The sequence below is a fragment of the Rubrivivax gelatinosus IL144 genome (genome assembly GCF_000284255.1).
In the GTDB taxonomy this organism is placed as follows: Bacteria; Pseudomonadota; Gammaproteobacteria; order Burkholderiales; family Burkholderiaceae_C; genus Rubrivivax; species Rubrivivax gelatinosus_A.
Genome location: NC_017075.1, coordinates 4,973,537 through 4,988,636, shown reverse-complemented (window position 1 = coordinate 4,988,636; position 15,100 = coordinate 4,973,537). Strand labels below are relative to the sequence as shown.

Here is a 15,100-nt window from a genome sequence, read left to right as displayed (position 1 = left end):
AACACCGACATGAGCATCCTGATCAACAAGGACACCCGCGTCATCACGCAGGGCATCACCGGCAAGACGGGCCAGTTCCACACCCGCATGTGCCGCGACTACGCCAACGGCCGCAACTGCTTCGTCGCCGGCGTGAACCCGAAGAAGGCCGGCGAGGACTTCGAGGGCATCCCGATCTACGCCAGCGTCAAGGAAGCGGCGGCGCAGACCGGTGCCACCGTCAGCGTCATCTACGTGCCGCCGGCCGGCGCTGCGGCAGCGATCTGGGAGGCCGTCGAGGCCGAACTCGATCTGGCGATCTGCATCACCGAAGGCATCCCCATCAAGGACATGCTCGAGGTGCGCAACAAGATGAAGGCCAAGGAAGCCGCGGGCGGCAAGAAGACGCTGCTGCTGGGCCCCAACTGCCCGGGCACGATCACGCCCGAGGAGATCAAGATCGGCATCATGCCGGGCCACATCCACAAGAAGGGCCGCGTCGGCGTCGTCAGCCGCTCGGGCACGCTGACCTACGAGGCCGTGGCGCAGCTCTCCGAACTGGGCATCGGTCAGAGCAGCGCGGTGGGCATCGGCGGCGACCCGATCAACGGGCTTAAGCACATCGACGTGATGCGGCTGTTCAACGAGGACCCGGACACCGACGCGGTGATCATGATCGGCGAGATCGGCGGCCCCGACGAAGCCGACGCGGCGCGCTGGTGCAAGGAGCACATGACCAAGCCGGTGGTCGGCTTCATCGCCGGCGTCACCGCGCCGGCGGGCAAGCGCATGGGTCACGCCGGCGCGCTGATCTCCGGCGGCGCCGACACGGCGGACGCCAAGCTGGCGATCATGGAGGAGTGCGGCTTCACGATCACGCGCAACCCGTCCGAGATGGGGCGGCTGCTGCAGAAGCTGATCTGATCTCCCGCTCGCGCCAGCACCGGGTGTTGCACTGAGGCACGGCGTCGATGTCCGGCGCGGTGCTCGCCCTGGTGTTGCTGGCCGCCGCGCTGCACGCCAGCTGGAACGCGGTCGTCAAAGGCGGGCAGGACAAGCTGCTGAACTCGGTGGCGGTGGCGACCGCGGCGGCGCTGATCGCGGCGCTGCTGCTGCCGCTGCTGGTGCTGCCGCCGCGGGCCGCCTGGCCCTTCATCGCGGCTTCCGGGCTGCTGCACGTCGCTTACTACGTGCTCGTGGCCCGTGCCTACGCCGCCGCCGACATGGCGGTGGCTTATCCGGTGATGCGCGGCAGTGCGCCGCTGCTCGTCGCGCTGTCCAGCGCCGCCGTGCTGTTGGAGCCGCTGGGCCTGACGGCCTGGGTCGGTGTCGCGCTGTTGTGTGCCGGCATCCTGGGTTTCGCCGTCGCCGCGCGTGGCCACGGCGTCGCGGGGCTGGGCTACGCGCTGCTCAACGCGGTTGTCATCGCCGCCTACACCGTGGTCGACGGGCTGGGGGCGCGGCTCTCGGGGCGGCCGCTGGCCTACACCTTGTGCGTGCTGCTGGCCGGCGGCGCGCCGCTCGCGCTCTGGGCGCTGGCCCGGCGCCGGCCCGCGGCCCTGGCGCTGCTGCGCACGCGCTGGCGGCCGCTGCTGCTGGCCGGTGCCGGCACCATCGTCTCCTACGCACTGGTGCTGTGGGCGATGACGCAGGCGCCGGTGGCGTTGGTCGCCGCGCTGCGCGAATGTTCGATCGTCTTCGCGATGCTGCTGTCGGCGCTGTTCCTGCGCGAGCGTCTGGCGCCACCGCGCCTGGCGGCCGCGGCGCTGGTGCTGGCCGGTGTCGTGGCCCTGAGAATGGCGTGAGCAGCGAGGCTGCGTAGTTCCACGCACCGGAAGCCCCCGTCGTCTGCCTACACTCGGCCGCGCGCCGACCACAAGACAACTCCATGGACCTCACTTCGCCGGCCTTCTGGGCCGCCCTCGGCTCGATCATCTGGGTCAACATCCTGCTGTCCGGCGACAACGCCGTGGTCATCGCGCTGGCCGCGCGGGCCCTGCCGGCGCACCAGCAGAAGAAGGCGATCTTCTGGGGCAGCGCCGCGGCGATCGTGATGCGGATCGTGCTGACCATCGTCGCCGCGCGCCTGCTGCAGCTGCCCTTCCTGAAGATCGTCGGCGCGCTGGCGCTGCTGTACATCGGCGTCGACCTGCTGCGCGAGGACGACGACGGGGACGACGACGGCGTCGGCAAAGGCCAGGGCGGCATGCTGGCCGCGATCCGCACGATCCTCGTCGCCGACCTCGTGATGAGCCTGGACAACGTGCTGGCGGTGGCCGCCGCGGCCAACGGCGACGTGCCGCTGCTGGTCATCGGCCTGGCCGTCAGCATCCCGCTGATCATCTTCGGCAGCACGCTGCTGCTGCGCGTGATGGAGCGGTTCCCGCTGATCGTCACCGCCGGCGCCGCGCTGCTGGGCTTCCTGGCCGGCGAGATGCTGATGACCGATCCGGCCGTCGTCGAGCGCTTCGGCGAGCTGCCGCACGCGGTGATCAACACCGCCGGCGCCATCGGCGCCGCGCTTGTCGTCGGCATCGGCATGCTGCTGCAGCGCCGCGCCGCCAAGGAGCGCACGGAGTAAGTAGCCGCACGAAGCTGCGGCCGCGGGTTCGCTGGTTATCATCCCCGGACCGAAGGGGAGTAGCTCCCGCCGGCCCGACCAGGAGGACAACGGTCGGCGTCGGACGACGACAGGGCCGTCAGTACGAAGCTTTGCTTCCGGTCCGTCGGGCGACAACCATACAACTCCAGCCGAGCGAGACCTTCGACGCCAGGGCATGCCGCGCACGCGGCCTGCCCGCCGTCGTTTGTTCTCGCCCGGAGTCCGCATGGAGTTCTTCTCGCCCGCCTGGTTCTCGGCGCTCGCCGCCATCATCCTGATCGATCTCGTCCTCGCCGGCGACAACGCGATCGTCATCGCGCTGGCCGCGCGCCAGCTGCCCGAAAGCCTGCGCAAGCGCGCCATCGTCTGGGGCACGGTCGGCGCCGTCGTCGTGCGCTCGGCGATGACGCTGGCCGTGGTCTGGCTGCTGCAGATCCCCGGGCTGATGCTGGTCGGCGGTCTGGGCCTGGTCTGGATCGCCTACAAGCTGCTCGCGCCGCAAGGCGAGGAAGGCGAGCACGGCGTCGTCGCGACGACCTTCTGGGGCGCGATGCGCACGATCATCGTCGCCGACGCGCTGATGGGCGTGGACAACGTGCTCGGCGTCGCCGGTGCGGCCCACGGCAGCTTCGATCTAGTCGTCATCGGCCTGCTGATCAGCATCCCGATCGTCGTCTGGGGCAGCTCGCTGGTGTTGAAGCTCGTCGACCGCTACCCGGTCATCACCTACGTCGGCGCCGGCGTGCTGGCCTTCACCGCGGCGAAGATGATCGTCGGCGAGCCGCTGCTCGACGAGGTCTACGACCCGAACCTGATCGCGCGCGTCGCCACCTACACGGTGCTGGTCTGCGGCGTGCTGGCCGCCGGCTGGTGGGCGGCGCGCCGTGCCCGCCCGGCAGATCGTGCGGAACCGCCGCACGCCGCCTGAGTCACGAGGAGAAGCCATGGAACAGATCGCTGTCTTCGTCGACGACGCCGAGCACGCGCGGCGCATCCTGGCGCCGATGCTCGCCGAGGCCGCCGCACCGACGCGCTGGGTCATCGTCGGCTGCGCGCCCAAGCTGACGCACCGTATCGGCAAGTGGGTCTCGCACCGCAGCCGCGAGAACTGGCGCGAGCAGTGGGCGCGCACGCTGCGCCAGCGTCTGGAGCCGGCCTTCGCCGCGGTGCCGGGCGAGCGCGAGTGGATGGTCGCGCGCGCGCCGCTGCCCGAAGTCAGCGAACGCCTGCGGCGCCGCCTCGGCGCCGATCTGCGCCTGCTCGACGCCCGTCGCCCCAAGCTCGGCGCGACGATGGCGCCGGTCAGCGCCGACCAGCCTCCGGCCGAGGACACGCGCTGGAGCGCCGGCATCGCGGTGGCCACCGGCATGGCGACGGTGCTCGCGCTCAGCGACTGAACACACGAACGCGGGTGTCCCCCGTGACCGGGTCGCGGGGCGCGGCCGCGGGCCTGTGCTAGCGTCGCAAGTTGGCATTCGCCCTGACCGTCGCCGCTGTCGCCCGTGCGCCCCGAGACCCCTGCCGTCGGCCCCGTCGTGGGCGGATACCGCCTCGCCAGCCGTCTGGGCTCGGGCGAGCACGGCGAGGTTTTCGTCGCCACCCGACTGGCCAGCGGCGAGCAGGTCGCCTTCAAGCGGCTGCGCGCGACGATCGCCGATTCGCGCCGGCGCGCCGAGGCGGCGCGCCGCTTCGCCGCCGAGGCCGAGACGACGCGGCGGCTGCAGCACCCCGACATCGTGCGTGTGCTCGACGCCGGCCACGACGACGCCGGCCCCTGGCTGGTGATGGAGCTGCTGCCCGGCTGCAGCCTGGAGCGCTACACCCACGCGGCGCGCCTGTTGCCCGAGCCGGTGGTGATCGGCGTGATGGCCCGGGTCGCGCGTGCGCTGGCCTACGCCCACGGGCGCGGCGTCGTGCACCGCGATCTCAAGCCGTCCAACGTCATCGTCGACTGGAGCAGCCGCCGCGTCACGCTGACCGACTTCGGCCTCGCCCGCCGCGCCGACGGCGACAGCACGCGTACCGGGCTCGTGCTCGGCTCGCCGGCCTACCTGGCGCCCGAGCAGCTCGCCGGGGCGCCGGCCACGCCGCGCGGCGACCTGTACGCGCTGGGTGTCACCCTGTTCGAGCTGCTGGCCGGCCGCCGGCCGCACGAGTCGCCGTCGCTGGGCGAACTGCTGCGCCAGGTGGCCGAGCAGCCGGCGCCGGACCTCGCCCGCCTGCGCCCCGGCCTGCCGCCGGCGCTGACCGGCATCGTCGCGCGCCTGCTCGCCAAACCGCCGGCGCAGCGTCCGGCTTCGGCCGACGAGGTGGCCAAGGCGCTGGAGGACGTCCTCCAGACGATCGACGCGGCCGCGGCAGGACCGATGTCACGCCCTTGACGAGCTGACGATTCCTGCGAGGTTCTTCCGTTGCACAATCGCAAAAAACCATGACCGTCAGCCCGAGGTTCGAGAGATGCCGATGACGACCGAGTTCTGCTCGGCCCTCGATACCGGCCGTGCGCGCAGCAACAACGAAGACTCGGTTGCGATCGACGAGGGCACCTCGCTGGCCGTGCTGGCCGACGGCATGGGCGGCTACAACGCCGGCGAAGTGGCCAGCCAGATGGCCACCAGCTTCATCGTGCGCGAACTCGGCCGCTGGCTGCAGGAAGCCGGCGCCCAGGCCGGCGACGCCGACGTGCGCCGCGCGATGGACATCTGCGTGGACAACGCCAACCGCGCGATCTTCAACGCCGCCAACGCCAACCCCCAGTACGCCGGCATGGGCACGACGCTGGTCGTCGCTGTCTTCCGCGAAAGCCGGGTCATCGTCGGCCACGTCGGCGACTCGCGGGCCTACCGCATGCGCGCCGGCCGGCTGCAGCAGATCACGCGCGACCACTCGCTGCTGCAGGAGCAGATCGACGCCGGCCTGATCACGCCCGAACAGGCGGCGTTCTCGGCCAACAAGAACCTGGTCACGCGCGCCGTCGGCGTCGAGGACACCGTGCTGCTGGAGATGCATCCGCACGACGTGATGCCCGGCGACCTGTACCTGCTGTGCTCCGACGGCCTGTCGGACATGCTCGACGACGGCGCGATCGGCCGCCTGCTGGCGGCCTGCGGCGAGTCCCTTGACGAGGGGTGTCGCACCCTTATTGACGCGGCCAATGCCGCAGGGGGAAGGGATAATATCTCGGTCATCCTGGTGCGCGTTTCCGGGGGCTCCGGGGCTTCTGGCCGGTCCTGGTGGCCCTTCCGCCGCTAGTCGTTCTCCACGCATCCCGCCTGGCCGGTCCCATCCTGGCAGGCGACTCGCACGCCGCCGCAGACGGTCGGCACATCTGAGGTCTCGAATGGGCAAGCTGGTCGTTTCGCTCGACGGTGTCGTCATCAAGGAAGTCCAGATCACCAAGGACAAGACGACGCTCGGGCGGCGCCCGTACAACGACATCGTCATCGACAACCTCGCCGTCAGCGGCGAGCACGCGGTGCTGCAGATGGTCGGGGCCGACGTCTTCATCGAAGACCTCAACAGCACCAACGGCACCTACATCAACGGCAAGGCGATCAAGAAGCAGCTGCTGGCGCACAATGACACCGTCGAGATCGGCAAGTACAAGATCAAGTACCTGACCGAAGAGAACTCGGACTACGAGAAGACGCTGGTCATGCGCCCCGCGGCTTCGACGCCGCCGCCGTTCACGTCGGCCGGCCCGACGCGCTCGGGCCACGCGCCGATCATCGCCGCGGCGGCCTCGGGCAGCGCGTCGATCAAGGTGCTCAACGGTGCGGCCGCCGGACGCGAGGTCATGCTGACCAAGGTCGTCACGACGGTCGGCAAGCCCGGCGTGCAGGTGGCCTCGATCACGCGGCGTCCCAACGGCTACGCCTTCTCGCACGTCGAAGGCGTCAACCGGCCGAGCGTCAACGGCGTGCCGCTGGTCGGCGACTCGGTGCCGCTGCGCAACGGCGACGTCATCGAACTCGCCGGCACGGCGATGCAGTTCATCCACCACTGAAGGCGGTTCGGGGCGGCGTCTGCGTCGCCGCGTGACGATCTTCACGTTAAGCCCGCCGGCAACGCCTGCACCCCTCGGTAAAGCGGGCCGGACGTCGATTTCGCGGCTTGCGCCGGCCGGCGGCGACGGTCAGCATCGGTTCTCCCGTCGGCGCATCGGCGGTCGACCCACCGCCTCATGCAGATCCGCGTCCTCGGTTGTTCGGGCTCCATCGCCGCCGGCAACCGAACCACCTCGTTTCTCGTCGACGACGATGTGCTCGTCGATGCCGGCACCGGCGTCGGCGACCTCGAACTCGACGAACTGGCGCGCATCGACGACGTCTTCGTCAGCCACTCGCACCTGGACCATGTGCTCGCCATCGGCCTGCTGGCCGACAGCGTCAAACGCCGCCGCGCCGCGGCCGGACGGCCGCCGATCCGCGTGCACGCCCTGCCCGAGACGCTGGCGGCGCTGCACGCGCACGTCTTCAACGGCGTCATCTGGCCCGACTTCACCCAGTTGCCGAGCCCGCAGCAGCCGATGCTGGCCTTCGTGCCTTTCGCGGTGGGCGAGCGCCTGGACCTGGGCCGCGGCCGTTGGCTGGAAGTCCTGCCGGCCACGCACACCGTGCCGGCGGTCGGCTTCGCGCTGATCGACGCCGCCGGCCGCGCCTGGGCCTACAGCGGCGACACCGGCCCGGCGCCGGCGCTGTGGCGGCGCCTGGAGCAGCTGGACCTGCGCGGGCTGATCGTCGAGACCGCCTTCGACGACGAGGAACGTGCGATGGCCGAGCTGAGTCAGCACCTGTGCCCGGCGCTGCTGCGCGACGAACTGGCGCGGCTGCCACGCGGCGTGGACGTCTACATCACCCACATCAAGCCGGGCATGGTCGAGCAGGTGATGTCGCAGGTCGCGGCGCTGCCCGGCCCGCACCGCATGCGCGCGCTGCGCGCCGGCCAGCGGCTGGTGCTCGGCGACTGACCAAAAACGTCGCTTTGCGCCCGGTGCGGCGCCACGTTGGGCGAGAAAAGTGACGTTTTTCGTCAGCGGGTGTGAACCAGTCGACGCTTTGCCGCATGGCACGACCCCTGCAAATGCGGGGTGTCCTCGATTCCTCCTTTCCACTCACCCCACGGGAGTACCGTCCATGAAGCGTGTGCAACAAGGTTTCACCCTGATCGAACTGATGATCGTCGTCGCGATCATCGGCATCCTGGCGGCGGTCGCGCTGCCGGCCTACCAGGACTACACCGTCAAGGCGAAGGTGTCCGAAGTCGTCCTCGCGGCGTCGACCTGCCGCACGGCCATCACCGAAGCCGTGCAAACCTCGTCCGGCAGCCTGCCGAGCGCTGACAACTCCTGGGGTTGCGAGTCCAGCTCGTCGACGTCGAAGTACGTCGCTTCCGTCGAGACGAAGGGCAGCAGCGGCAAGATCCGGGTCACGACGCAGAACCTGCCGGTCACCGGGCACGTCATTCTGGTTCCGACGATCAGCGGCAACCTGGTGACGGAATGGGCCTGCGGCACCTCTGACACGGCCTTCAAGAAGTACCTGCCCGGCTCGTGCAAGTCCGACCAGACCTGGTAATCAGCGGTCGAATATTCAGTTCGTGCTTCGACGAGAGGGCAGCCTGAGGGCTGCCCTTTTTCTTGCGGAAGATGGCTCCTGCCATCCAGCAGAGTATCCGTGGATCCCGCGTGACACGCCACGGAGTCTCAAACGGCGTGCTCGCGTGCCACCTCGTGCGGAAAGATTCTCCAGATCGTGTCGAACCCGAAAGGCGCAATGAGGTCGTTCGCGGTGTTGCTTGCGCTGGTGCCGGTCGCATGGCTGGTCTCCAACCACTATGCGCCCTGGGTGTCGGCCTGGTCCGATGGGCTGGTATTGGTGCTGGTGGCAAGCTCGCTCTCGTGCTGGGCCGGACCGTCACGGATCGACATCTCGCTGCTCGCCGTTCTGGTCATCGGCAGCGCCGTCGCGTTGGCCCAATGGGCGTCGGGCCAGGTCTTCTTCTTCGGCGATGCGCTCATGGTCGTGCTGTACCTGTGCGCATTCGCGGCGGCGCTGATGCTCGGTCGCGCATTGCCGGGCGACTCGGGGCGCCGACTTGACGGCCTTACCTCGCTCGCCGCCGTCATGGTCGCCAGCGCGGCCCTGTCGGTGGGCATCGCGCTGGCCCAATGGATGCAGGTGGCCCCGCTCGGCGTCTGGCAGGTCGACCTGCCGCCGGGCACGCGCCCGTTCGGCAACGTCGCGCAGGCGAATCACTTGTGCACCGTGGCGCTGCTCGGGATTTCGGCCGCGGGTCTGCTGTTCCAGTCGGCTCGCATCGGCAAGGCCGTCTTCTTCCTGTGTACGGCATGGCTGCTGTTCGGCATGGTGATGTCCGGCTCGCGCACGGGCTGGCTTCAGATCGCCGCATTGCTCGTCATCGCCTTGACCGTCGGCGCCCGCACCCGGTGGGCGCTGGCCCGCCGGGAGGCCGTCGCGCTCGCCGTCGGCTTCGCACTGCTGGCCGCGGGCTGGCCGGCGTTCAACGATTGGCTGGGCCTCAGTTCGGGCAGGTCGCTCGAACAGGCTGTACAGCCGGGGACTCGTTATGCGCACTGGACCGCGATGCTCGATGCGCTGCGGCAGCAGCCGTGGTCGGGCTACGGCTGGCAGCAGGTCGCCCGTGCCCAGCACAGTGTCGCGGCCGACAGGCCCTATGTCGGCGAAAACATCGAGCACGCCCACAACATCGTGCTCGACTTGCTGGTCTGGAACGGCGTGCCGCTGGGCCTGCTGCTCGTCGCGCTGCTCGTCTGGGGCTTGCTGAGAACCTTCCGCGGCTGTCGCGACCCACGTTCGGCGTGGCTGCTGCTCGGCGCTGCCGGCATCCTCGTCCACGGGATGCTGGAGTACCCGCTGGAGTACGCCTACTTCCTGATCCCCTTGGGTCTCTTCATCGGCGCGACCCAAGCGCTCGAGCGGCCGGCAGAAGGCGTGGTCCTGCCCTCGCCGCTGCCCCGCGTCGGCGGGCTGGTGCTGATGACGCTGGTCGCCGCCATCGGCTACGAGTACGCCCAGGTCGAGACATCGTTTCGCACGCTGCGGATGGAAGCCGCCCGCATCGGCACCGCGACCATCACCAGCGAGACCCCGGACCTGCGCCTGCTGACCCAGCAGCGTGCGTTCCAGGACTTCATCCGCACCGAGGCCCGGACCGGCATGAGTCCGTCGCAGCTGGAGACGATGCGCTCGGTCGCGGAGCGTTTTCCCTACCCGCCGGTGATGCTGCGCTACGCGCTCGCTTCCGCGCTCAACGGCCATCCTCGCGAAGCCGAACTCGAGATCCGCCGGCTGTGCCGCATGCACCGTTTCGAGCGCTGCGAGGAGGCCTACGATGCGTGGACGTCGATCACGAGTCAGCAGCCGCTGCTGCGACAGGTCGCCCTGCCACCTACGGCCCTGGCCGCGGCGGGGCTGACGGTGCGGCCGCCGCCGCCCTGACCGGCACAGCGATCGTTCTTGGTAGCATCGCGCGGCCTCGCCGCCGGGCTCCCTCGCCGCCCGAGGCCGGAGACCCACTCTCTTGCCAGCCGCCTCCCCCGCCTTCATCGCACACGTCGCGCTGGCCCTGCTCGCCGCCTGCGCCCCTTCGCTGCTGGCCTACAACGTCTCCCCGTCGCCGACCTTCCTGAACCAGGCCTTGGCGATCGCGCTGTGGGGGCTGTTCGTCGCCGCGACGGCGCCGCGCGTGGGCTCGGACCGCCGGGGCGCCGGGCCGCTGAAGGCCGCGCTGCTCGTCGTGCTGGCCGGCGTCTGCTGGTCCTGGTCGCGGGCGCTGCCGACGAGCATCGCGCTGTCGGCGATCGGCATCCTGCTCGCGGCGCTGGTCATGGTGTCCGGCGGTGCTGCGGCGCAGTCGCGGGCCGATCCGCGGGCAGTCTTCGCCGCGTTCTGCATCGGCTGGGCGGCGGCCGGCGTGTTCAACGTCGCGATCGCGCTCGTGCAGGTCTTCGCCCCCGACTGGGCCGACGGCCAGTGGATCGCGCGCTCCGGCATTCCCGGGCGTGCCGTCGGCAACCTGCGCCAGCCCAACCACCTGAGCAGCCTGCTGCTGTGGTCGGCGATCGCGGTGATCGCGCTGGTCGAGCTCTACCGCGACGCCCGCGCGAGCCGCCTGCTGCGTGCCGCGGGCGCGGCCTTGTTCGCGGCGCTGATCTTCGCCGTCGTGCTGACGGCTTCGCGCACCGGCTTCGTCGGCGTGCTGCTGCTGGCGCTGTGGGGCGTGCTGGACCGCCGCCTGGCGCGTTCGACGCGGCTCTTGCTGCTGGCCGCGCCGCTGGTCTACCTCGTCGGCTGGCTGGCGATGGCCGAATGGGCGCGGCTGTCGCAGCACGTCTTCGGCGGCGAGGCGCGGCTGGCCGAGAACGACCTGTCGAGCTCGCGCGTGCGCATCTGGCTGAACACGCTGGAGCTGATCCGTCGCCAGCCCTGGGGCGGCGTCGGCTTCGGCGAGTTCAACTTCGCCTGGTCGCTGACGCCGTTCCCGGACCGCCCGGTGGCCTTCTTCGACCATTCGCACAACCTCGTGCTGCAGCTCGCGGTGGAGCTCGGTGTGCCGGCCGCGGCGCTGGTGATGGCGCTGCTGCTGTGGGCGCTGTGGGCGGCGGCGCGCCTCGCCTTCCGGCCGGGCCGCGACGGCGAGGCCGAAGGCGGCGGCATCGAGCGCCGCGCGGCCTGGGTGATGGTGCTGATGATCGGGCTGCACAGCCTGCTCGAGTACCCGCTCTGGTACGCCTATTTCCTGCTGCCGGCGGCCTGGGCCTGGGGCTTCGCGCTCGCCCGTCGCCGCGGCCCGGCGATGCCGCACGGCTGGCCGCAGCCTACGCAGTGGGCCGGCGGGCTGGCGCTGGTCGTCGGCGCGACGCTGGCCGTCGTCGACTACCTGCCGGTCACGCGCATCTTCAGCAGCGCGCCCGACTCGCCGCCGCTGGTCGAACGCATCGCCGTCGGCCAGCGCAGCCTGCTCTTCGCCTACCACGCCGACTACGCCGCGGCGACGACCGGGCTGGTGCCCGGCCCGGACGCGATGCAGCCTTTCGAAGGCGCGACCCACCATCTGCTGGACACGCGGCTGATGACCGCCTGGGCCAACGCCCTGGCCGCGCATGGCGAACTGGACGCCGCGCGCCACATCGCCGAGCGGCTGCGCGAGTTCCGCAACCCCGCCAGCCGGGACTTCTTCGCGGCCTGCGACGCCGTCGCCGCGGGCGCGGCCGGCGCGCCGTTCCAGTGCCAGGCGCCGCAGCGTGTGCCCGACTGGCGCGAGTTCTTCCGGCCCTGAGGCTCAGTCCGGCGCGACCCAGTCGCCGCTCTTGCCGCCGCGCTTCTCCAGCACGCGCACGTCGGTCATCACCATGCCGCGGTCGGCGGCCTTGCACATGTCGTAGATGGTGAGCAGGCCGACCTGCACCGCGGTCAGCGCCTCCATCTCGACGCCGGTGCGGCCACGCGTCTCGACCTGGGCTTCGCAGCGCACGCTGGACGTGGCGGCGTCGAGCTCGAACTCGACGGCCACGCGCGTGATCGGCAGCGGATGGCACAGCGGGATCAGCTCGGCGGTGCGCTTGGCGCCCTGGATCGCCGCGATGCGCGCGACGCCCAGCACGTCGCCCTTGGCCGCGCGGCCTTGCGCGACGAGCTCGAAGGTCGCCGGCAGCATGCGGATCGTGCCGGCGGCGCGCGCGACGCGGTGCGTCTCGTCCTTGGCGGCGACATCGACCATCTGCGCCCGGCCCTGGGCGTCGAAGTGGGTGAGCGGAGAGTTCATCGACGGAAACAAGGGGGCAACGCGACGGTGTCATCATAGGCCGCTGCATGCACGCGCGCCGGCCGCGTCCGGTGCTCCCGACGGACACCCTGCCTTGACGCTCTCTTCCTCCCCGCGTTCCCCGCGTCGTCCCCGTGCCCTCGTGCTGGCGCTCGCGCTGGCTTTCGCCGTCCAGGTGGTGCCGGCGCAGGTGCGCCTGCCCTCGCTCGGCGAGTCGGCGGTCGAAGACATCACGCTCGGCGCCGAACGCCGCCTGGGCGAGCAGGTGATGCGCCAGATCCGCGCCGATCCGTCCTACCTCGACGACCCGGTGCTGCTCGAGTACCTGAACTCGATCTTCCAGCCGCTGGTGGCGGCGTCGCGCGCCAACGGCAACATCGAGGCCGAGCTCGACCGCCAGTTCGCCTGGGAGCCCTTCCTGCTGCGCGAGCGCAGCGTCAACGCCTTCGCGCTGCCGGGCGGCTTCGTCGGCGTGCACCTCGGGTTGATCGCGCTGACGGCCAGCAGCGACGAGTTCGCCTCGGTGCTGGCGCACGAGTTGTCGCACGTGACCCAGCGCCACATCGCGCGCAGCAGCATCGCCGCGCAGCGCAACTCGATGATCAGCCTGGCGGCGCTGCTGCTGGGGCTGGTCGCCGCCGCGCGCAGCAACAACGCCGACGTCGCCAACGCGGCCATCGTCGGCAGCCAGGCGGCGTCGATCCAGGGCCAGCTCAACTTCTCGCGCGACATGGAACGCGAGGCCGACCGCATCGGCTACAGCACGCTCGCCTCGGCGGGCTTCGCGCCGCAGGGCATGGCGCAGATGTTCGAGAAGCTCGACACCGCCACGCGGCTCAACGACAGCGGCGGCTTCCCCTACCTGCGCAGCCACCCGCTGACGGTCGAGCGCCTGAGCGAGGCGCGCTCGCGTGCGATGTTCAGCGGCGACGGCAAGCTCGCGCCGCCGCTGCGCCATGCGCTGATGCAGCAGCGTTCGCGCGTGCTGATGGACACCGACCCGCAGGTGCTGCAGCGCCTCGTCGACCAGGGCGGCGGCGCGGCCGACGCGCCGCTGCGCGAGCGCCTGGGGGCGTTCTACGCCGCGGCGCTGTCGGCCTCGCTGCTGCGCGAATACGCCAAGGCCGAGGCCCTGGCCTCGCAGGCGCTGGCGCTCGTGCAGCAGGCCAGCCCGCGTGAACCGCAGGCCGAGCGCGACGTGCAGCTGCTGCTGGTGCAGGTGCGGCTGGCCGCCGGCCAGCCCGCCGCGGCGCTGCAGGTGCTGGACACGATCGGCGTCGATGCGCGCGGCCGCGCGCCGCTGCTGATGCGCGCCCAGGCGGCACTCGACCTGCAGCGTGGCGGCAAGGCGGCTCCCGAGGCGCTGCGCGCCAGCACCGAATCGCTGCAGACCTGGGTCGCCGAGCATCCGCGTGATGCCGGCGCCTGGACGCAGCTGGCCGCCACCGCCGACGCCGCCGGCTTCAAGCTGCGTGCGGTGCGTGCCGAAGCCGAGGCGCGCTACGTCTCGGGCGACGTGAACGGCGCCATCGACCGGCTGCGTGCCGGCCAGGCCGCGGCACGCGGCGCCGCCGGCCAGGACTTCATCGAGGCTTCGGTGATCGACGCGCGCCTGCGCGAGCTGCGTGCGCAGCAGCGCCGTGCGTTCTGCGACGCCCGGGCCGACGGCGGCAACCCCGCGCCGATCGAGGGCGTCGAGGTGCGCGACTGCCCGCGCTGATCAGGGGGCCGAGCGGCCGAAGAGCTGCTCGACGGCGGCGTCGATGACCATGCCGCACAGGCTGTAGATCACCGAGCCGATCAGCGCCGCGCCGAAGCCGGCGACACGGAAGCCGTCGAGCACGCTGGCCGCGGCCCAGAACATCAGCGCGTTGATGACGAAGAGGAACAGGCCCAGCGTCAGCAGCGTAACGGGCAGGGTGAGCAGCACCAGCAGCGGCCGCACCAGCGTGTTCAGCAGGCCCAGGACCAGGGCCGCGATCAGCGCAGTGCCGAAGCTCTGCACGGTGACGCCGGGATAGAGGTTGGCCACCAGCAGCAGCGCAGCGGCGAGCAGGAACCATCTCGCGAGGATCTTCATAGGGCGCAGCATAGCGTGGCGAGAATGCATTCCACCTATGAAAACAGCTTCTCAGCGGCCCTCGTGAGGCGGTACCATCCCGCGTGCACGGCGCTCCCTGCCAGACGAGGCTCCCATGAGGCTTCGCGCAGCGCCGGCGTCGAGCCACTCTGACGGAGAACATTCCCATGGCAACTGCGAAGAAGACCGCCGCGAAGAAGACCGCGGCCACCAAGGCACCGGCGAAGAAGGCGGCTCCGGCCACGAAGGCCGCCGCTCCCGCGAAGAAGGCCGTCGCCGCTCCGGCGAAGAAGGCTGCCGCCCCGAAGAAGGCCGCCCCGGCGGTCAAGAAGGCGCCCGCCAAGAAGGCCGCCGCGAAGAAGCGCACCCCCAGCGCCGCCTTCATGAAGCCCCTGACCCCGAGCGCCGCTCTGGCCGCCGTCATCGGCGACAAGCCGCTGCCGCGCACCGAGATCACGAAGAAGGTCTGGGAGTACATCAAGAAGAACGGCCTGCAAGACAAGGCCAAGAAGACGATGATCAACGCCGACGCCAAGCTGAAGGCGATCTTCGACAAGGCGCAGGTCTCGATGTTCGAGATGACCAAGCTGATCAGCAGCCACCTCAAGTGAGGCACGCGGGCGCCTGGCGCC

At 70.8% G+C, this 15,100-nt stretch carries 16 protein-coding genes; 14 read left to right on the top strand and 2 right to left on the bottom strand.

The window, feature by feature from the left end; translation table 11 throughout:
* Nucleotides 1–9: 9 nt before the first annotated feature.
* From sucD to RGE_RS22660, 12 genes are all read left to right on the top strand, one after another.
* Nucleotides 10–903 (top strand): succinate--CoA ligase subunit alpha, encoded by an 894-nt coding sequence (gene sucD / locus RGE_RS22715; RefSeq protein WP_014430837.1) that lies wholly within the window; start codon nucleotides 10–12, stop codon nucleotides 901–903.
* Between the two features lie 47 nt (nucleotides 904–950).
* The gene (locus tag RGE_RS22710; protein ID WP_014430836.1) at nucleotides 951–1,784 is read left to right on the top strand and encodes an EamA family transporter; all 834 of its coding nucleotides are present in this window, start codon (nucleotides 951–953) and stop codon (nucleotides 1,782–1,784) included.
* An 83-nt stretch (nucleotides 1,785–1,867) separates the two neighbouring features.
* The gene (locus tag RGE_RS22705) at nucleotides 1,868–2,560 is read left to right on the top strand and encodes a TerC family protein (protein WP_014430835.1); all 693 of its coding nucleotides are present in this window, start codon (nucleotides 1,868–1,870) and stop codon (nucleotides 2,558–2,560) included.
* 247 nt (nucleotides 2,561–2,807) lie between these two features.
* Nucleotides 2,808–3,509, top strand: a complete 702-nt coding sequence (locus RGE_RS22700) for a TerC family protein (protein ID WP_014430834.1) — start codon at nucleotides 2,808–2,810, stop codon at nucleotides 3,507–3,509.
* Nucleotides 3,510–3,525: 16 nt separating this feature from the next.
* On the top strand, nucleotides 3,526–3,978 hold the full coding sequence (locus tag RGE_RS22695; RefSeq protein ID WP_014430833.1) for a hypothetical protein: 453 nt from the start codon (nucleotides 3,526–3,528) through the stop codon (nucleotides 3,976–3,978).
* Nucleotides 3,979–4,116: 138 nt separating this feature from the next.
* On the top strand, nucleotides 4,117–4,962 hold the full coding sequence (locus RGE_RS22690) for a serine/threonine-protein kinase (RefSeq protein ID WP_232504966.1): 846 nt from the start codon (nucleotides 4,117–4,119) through the stop codon (nucleotides 4,960–4,962).
* A gap of 82 nt (nucleotides 4,963–5,044) precedes the next feature.
* The gene (locus RGE_RS22685) at nucleotides 5,045–5,833 is read left to right on the top strand and encodes a Stp1/IreP family PP2C-type Ser/Thr phosphatase (protein ID WP_043784397.1); all 789 of its coding nucleotides are present in this window, start codon (nucleotides 5,045–5,047) and stop codon (nucleotides 5,831–5,833) included.
* Nucleotides 5,834–5,921: 88 nt separating this feature from the next.
* Entirely contained in the window at nucleotides 5,922–6,587 is a 666-nt protein-coding gene (locus tag RGE_RS22680) for an FHA domain-containing protein (RefSeq protein ID WP_014430830.1), read from the top strand.
* 177 nt (nucleotides 6,588–6,764) lie between these two features.
* Entirely contained in the window at nucleotides 6,765–7,550 is a 786-nt protein-coding gene (locus tag RGE_RS22675) for an MBL fold metallo-hydrolase (RefSeq protein WP_014430829.1), read from the top strand.
* 166 nt (nucleotides 7,551–7,716) lie between these two features.
* Complete coding sequence (locus RGE_RS22670) at nucleotides 7,717–8,157, top strand: pilin (RefSeq protein ID WP_014430828.1); 441 nt, start codon at nucleotides 7,717–7,719, stop codon at nucleotides 8,155–8,157.
* Between the two features lie 198 nt (nucleotides 8,158–8,355).
* Nucleotides 8,356–10,062, top strand: a complete 1,707-nt coding sequence (locus RGE_RS22665) for a PglL family O-oligosaccharyltransferase (RefSeq protein ID WP_043784395.1) — start codon at nucleotides 8,356–8,358, stop codon at nucleotides 10,060–10,062.
* 82 nt (nucleotides 10,063–10,144) lie between these two features.
* Complete coding sequence (locus RGE_RS22660) at nucleotides 10,145–11,902, top strand: PglL family O-oligosaccharyltransferase (protein ID WP_014430826.1); 1,758 nt, start codon at nucleotides 10,145–10,147, stop codon at nucleotides 11,900–11,902.
* A gap of 3 nt (nucleotides 11,903–11,905) precedes the next feature.
* Here the strand turns inward: RGE_RS22660 and moaC are convergent, their stop codons facing one another.
* A complete protein-coding gene (moaC, locus tag RGE_RS22655; protein WP_014430825.1) occupies nucleotides 11,906–12,388 on the bottom strand; it encodes a cyclic pyranopterin monophosphate synthase MoaC in 483 nt (160 codons plus the stop codon).
* 142 nt (nucleotides 12,389–12,530) lie between these two features.
* On the opposite strand from moaC, the gene RGE_RS22650 reads away from it, so the two are divergent.
* The gene (locus tag RGE_RS22650; protein ID WP_148280260.1) at nucleotides 12,531–14,108 is read left to right on the top strand and encodes a M48 family metalloprotease; all 1,578 of its coding nucleotides are present in this window, start codon (nucleotides 12,531–12,533) and stop codon (nucleotides 14,106–14,108) included.
* Here the strand turns inward: RGE_RS22650 and RGE_RS22645 are convergent, their stop codons facing one another.
* A complete protein-coding gene (locus RGE_RS22645; protein ID WP_014430823.1) occupies nucleotides 14,109–14,468 on the bottom strand; it encodes a phage holin family protein in 360 nt (119 codons plus the stop codon).
* Nucleotides 14,469–14,635: 167 nt separating this feature from the next.
* Between RGE_RS22645 and RGE_RS22640 the strand changes: the two genes are divergently transcribed.
* On the top strand, nucleotides 14,636–15,079 hold the full coding sequence (locus RGE_RS22640) for an SWIB/MDM2 domain-containing protein (protein ID WP_014430822.1): 444 nt from the start codon (nucleotides 14,636–14,638) through the stop codon (nucleotides 15,077–15,079).
* Nucleotides 15,080–15,100 lie beyond the last annotated feature (21 nt).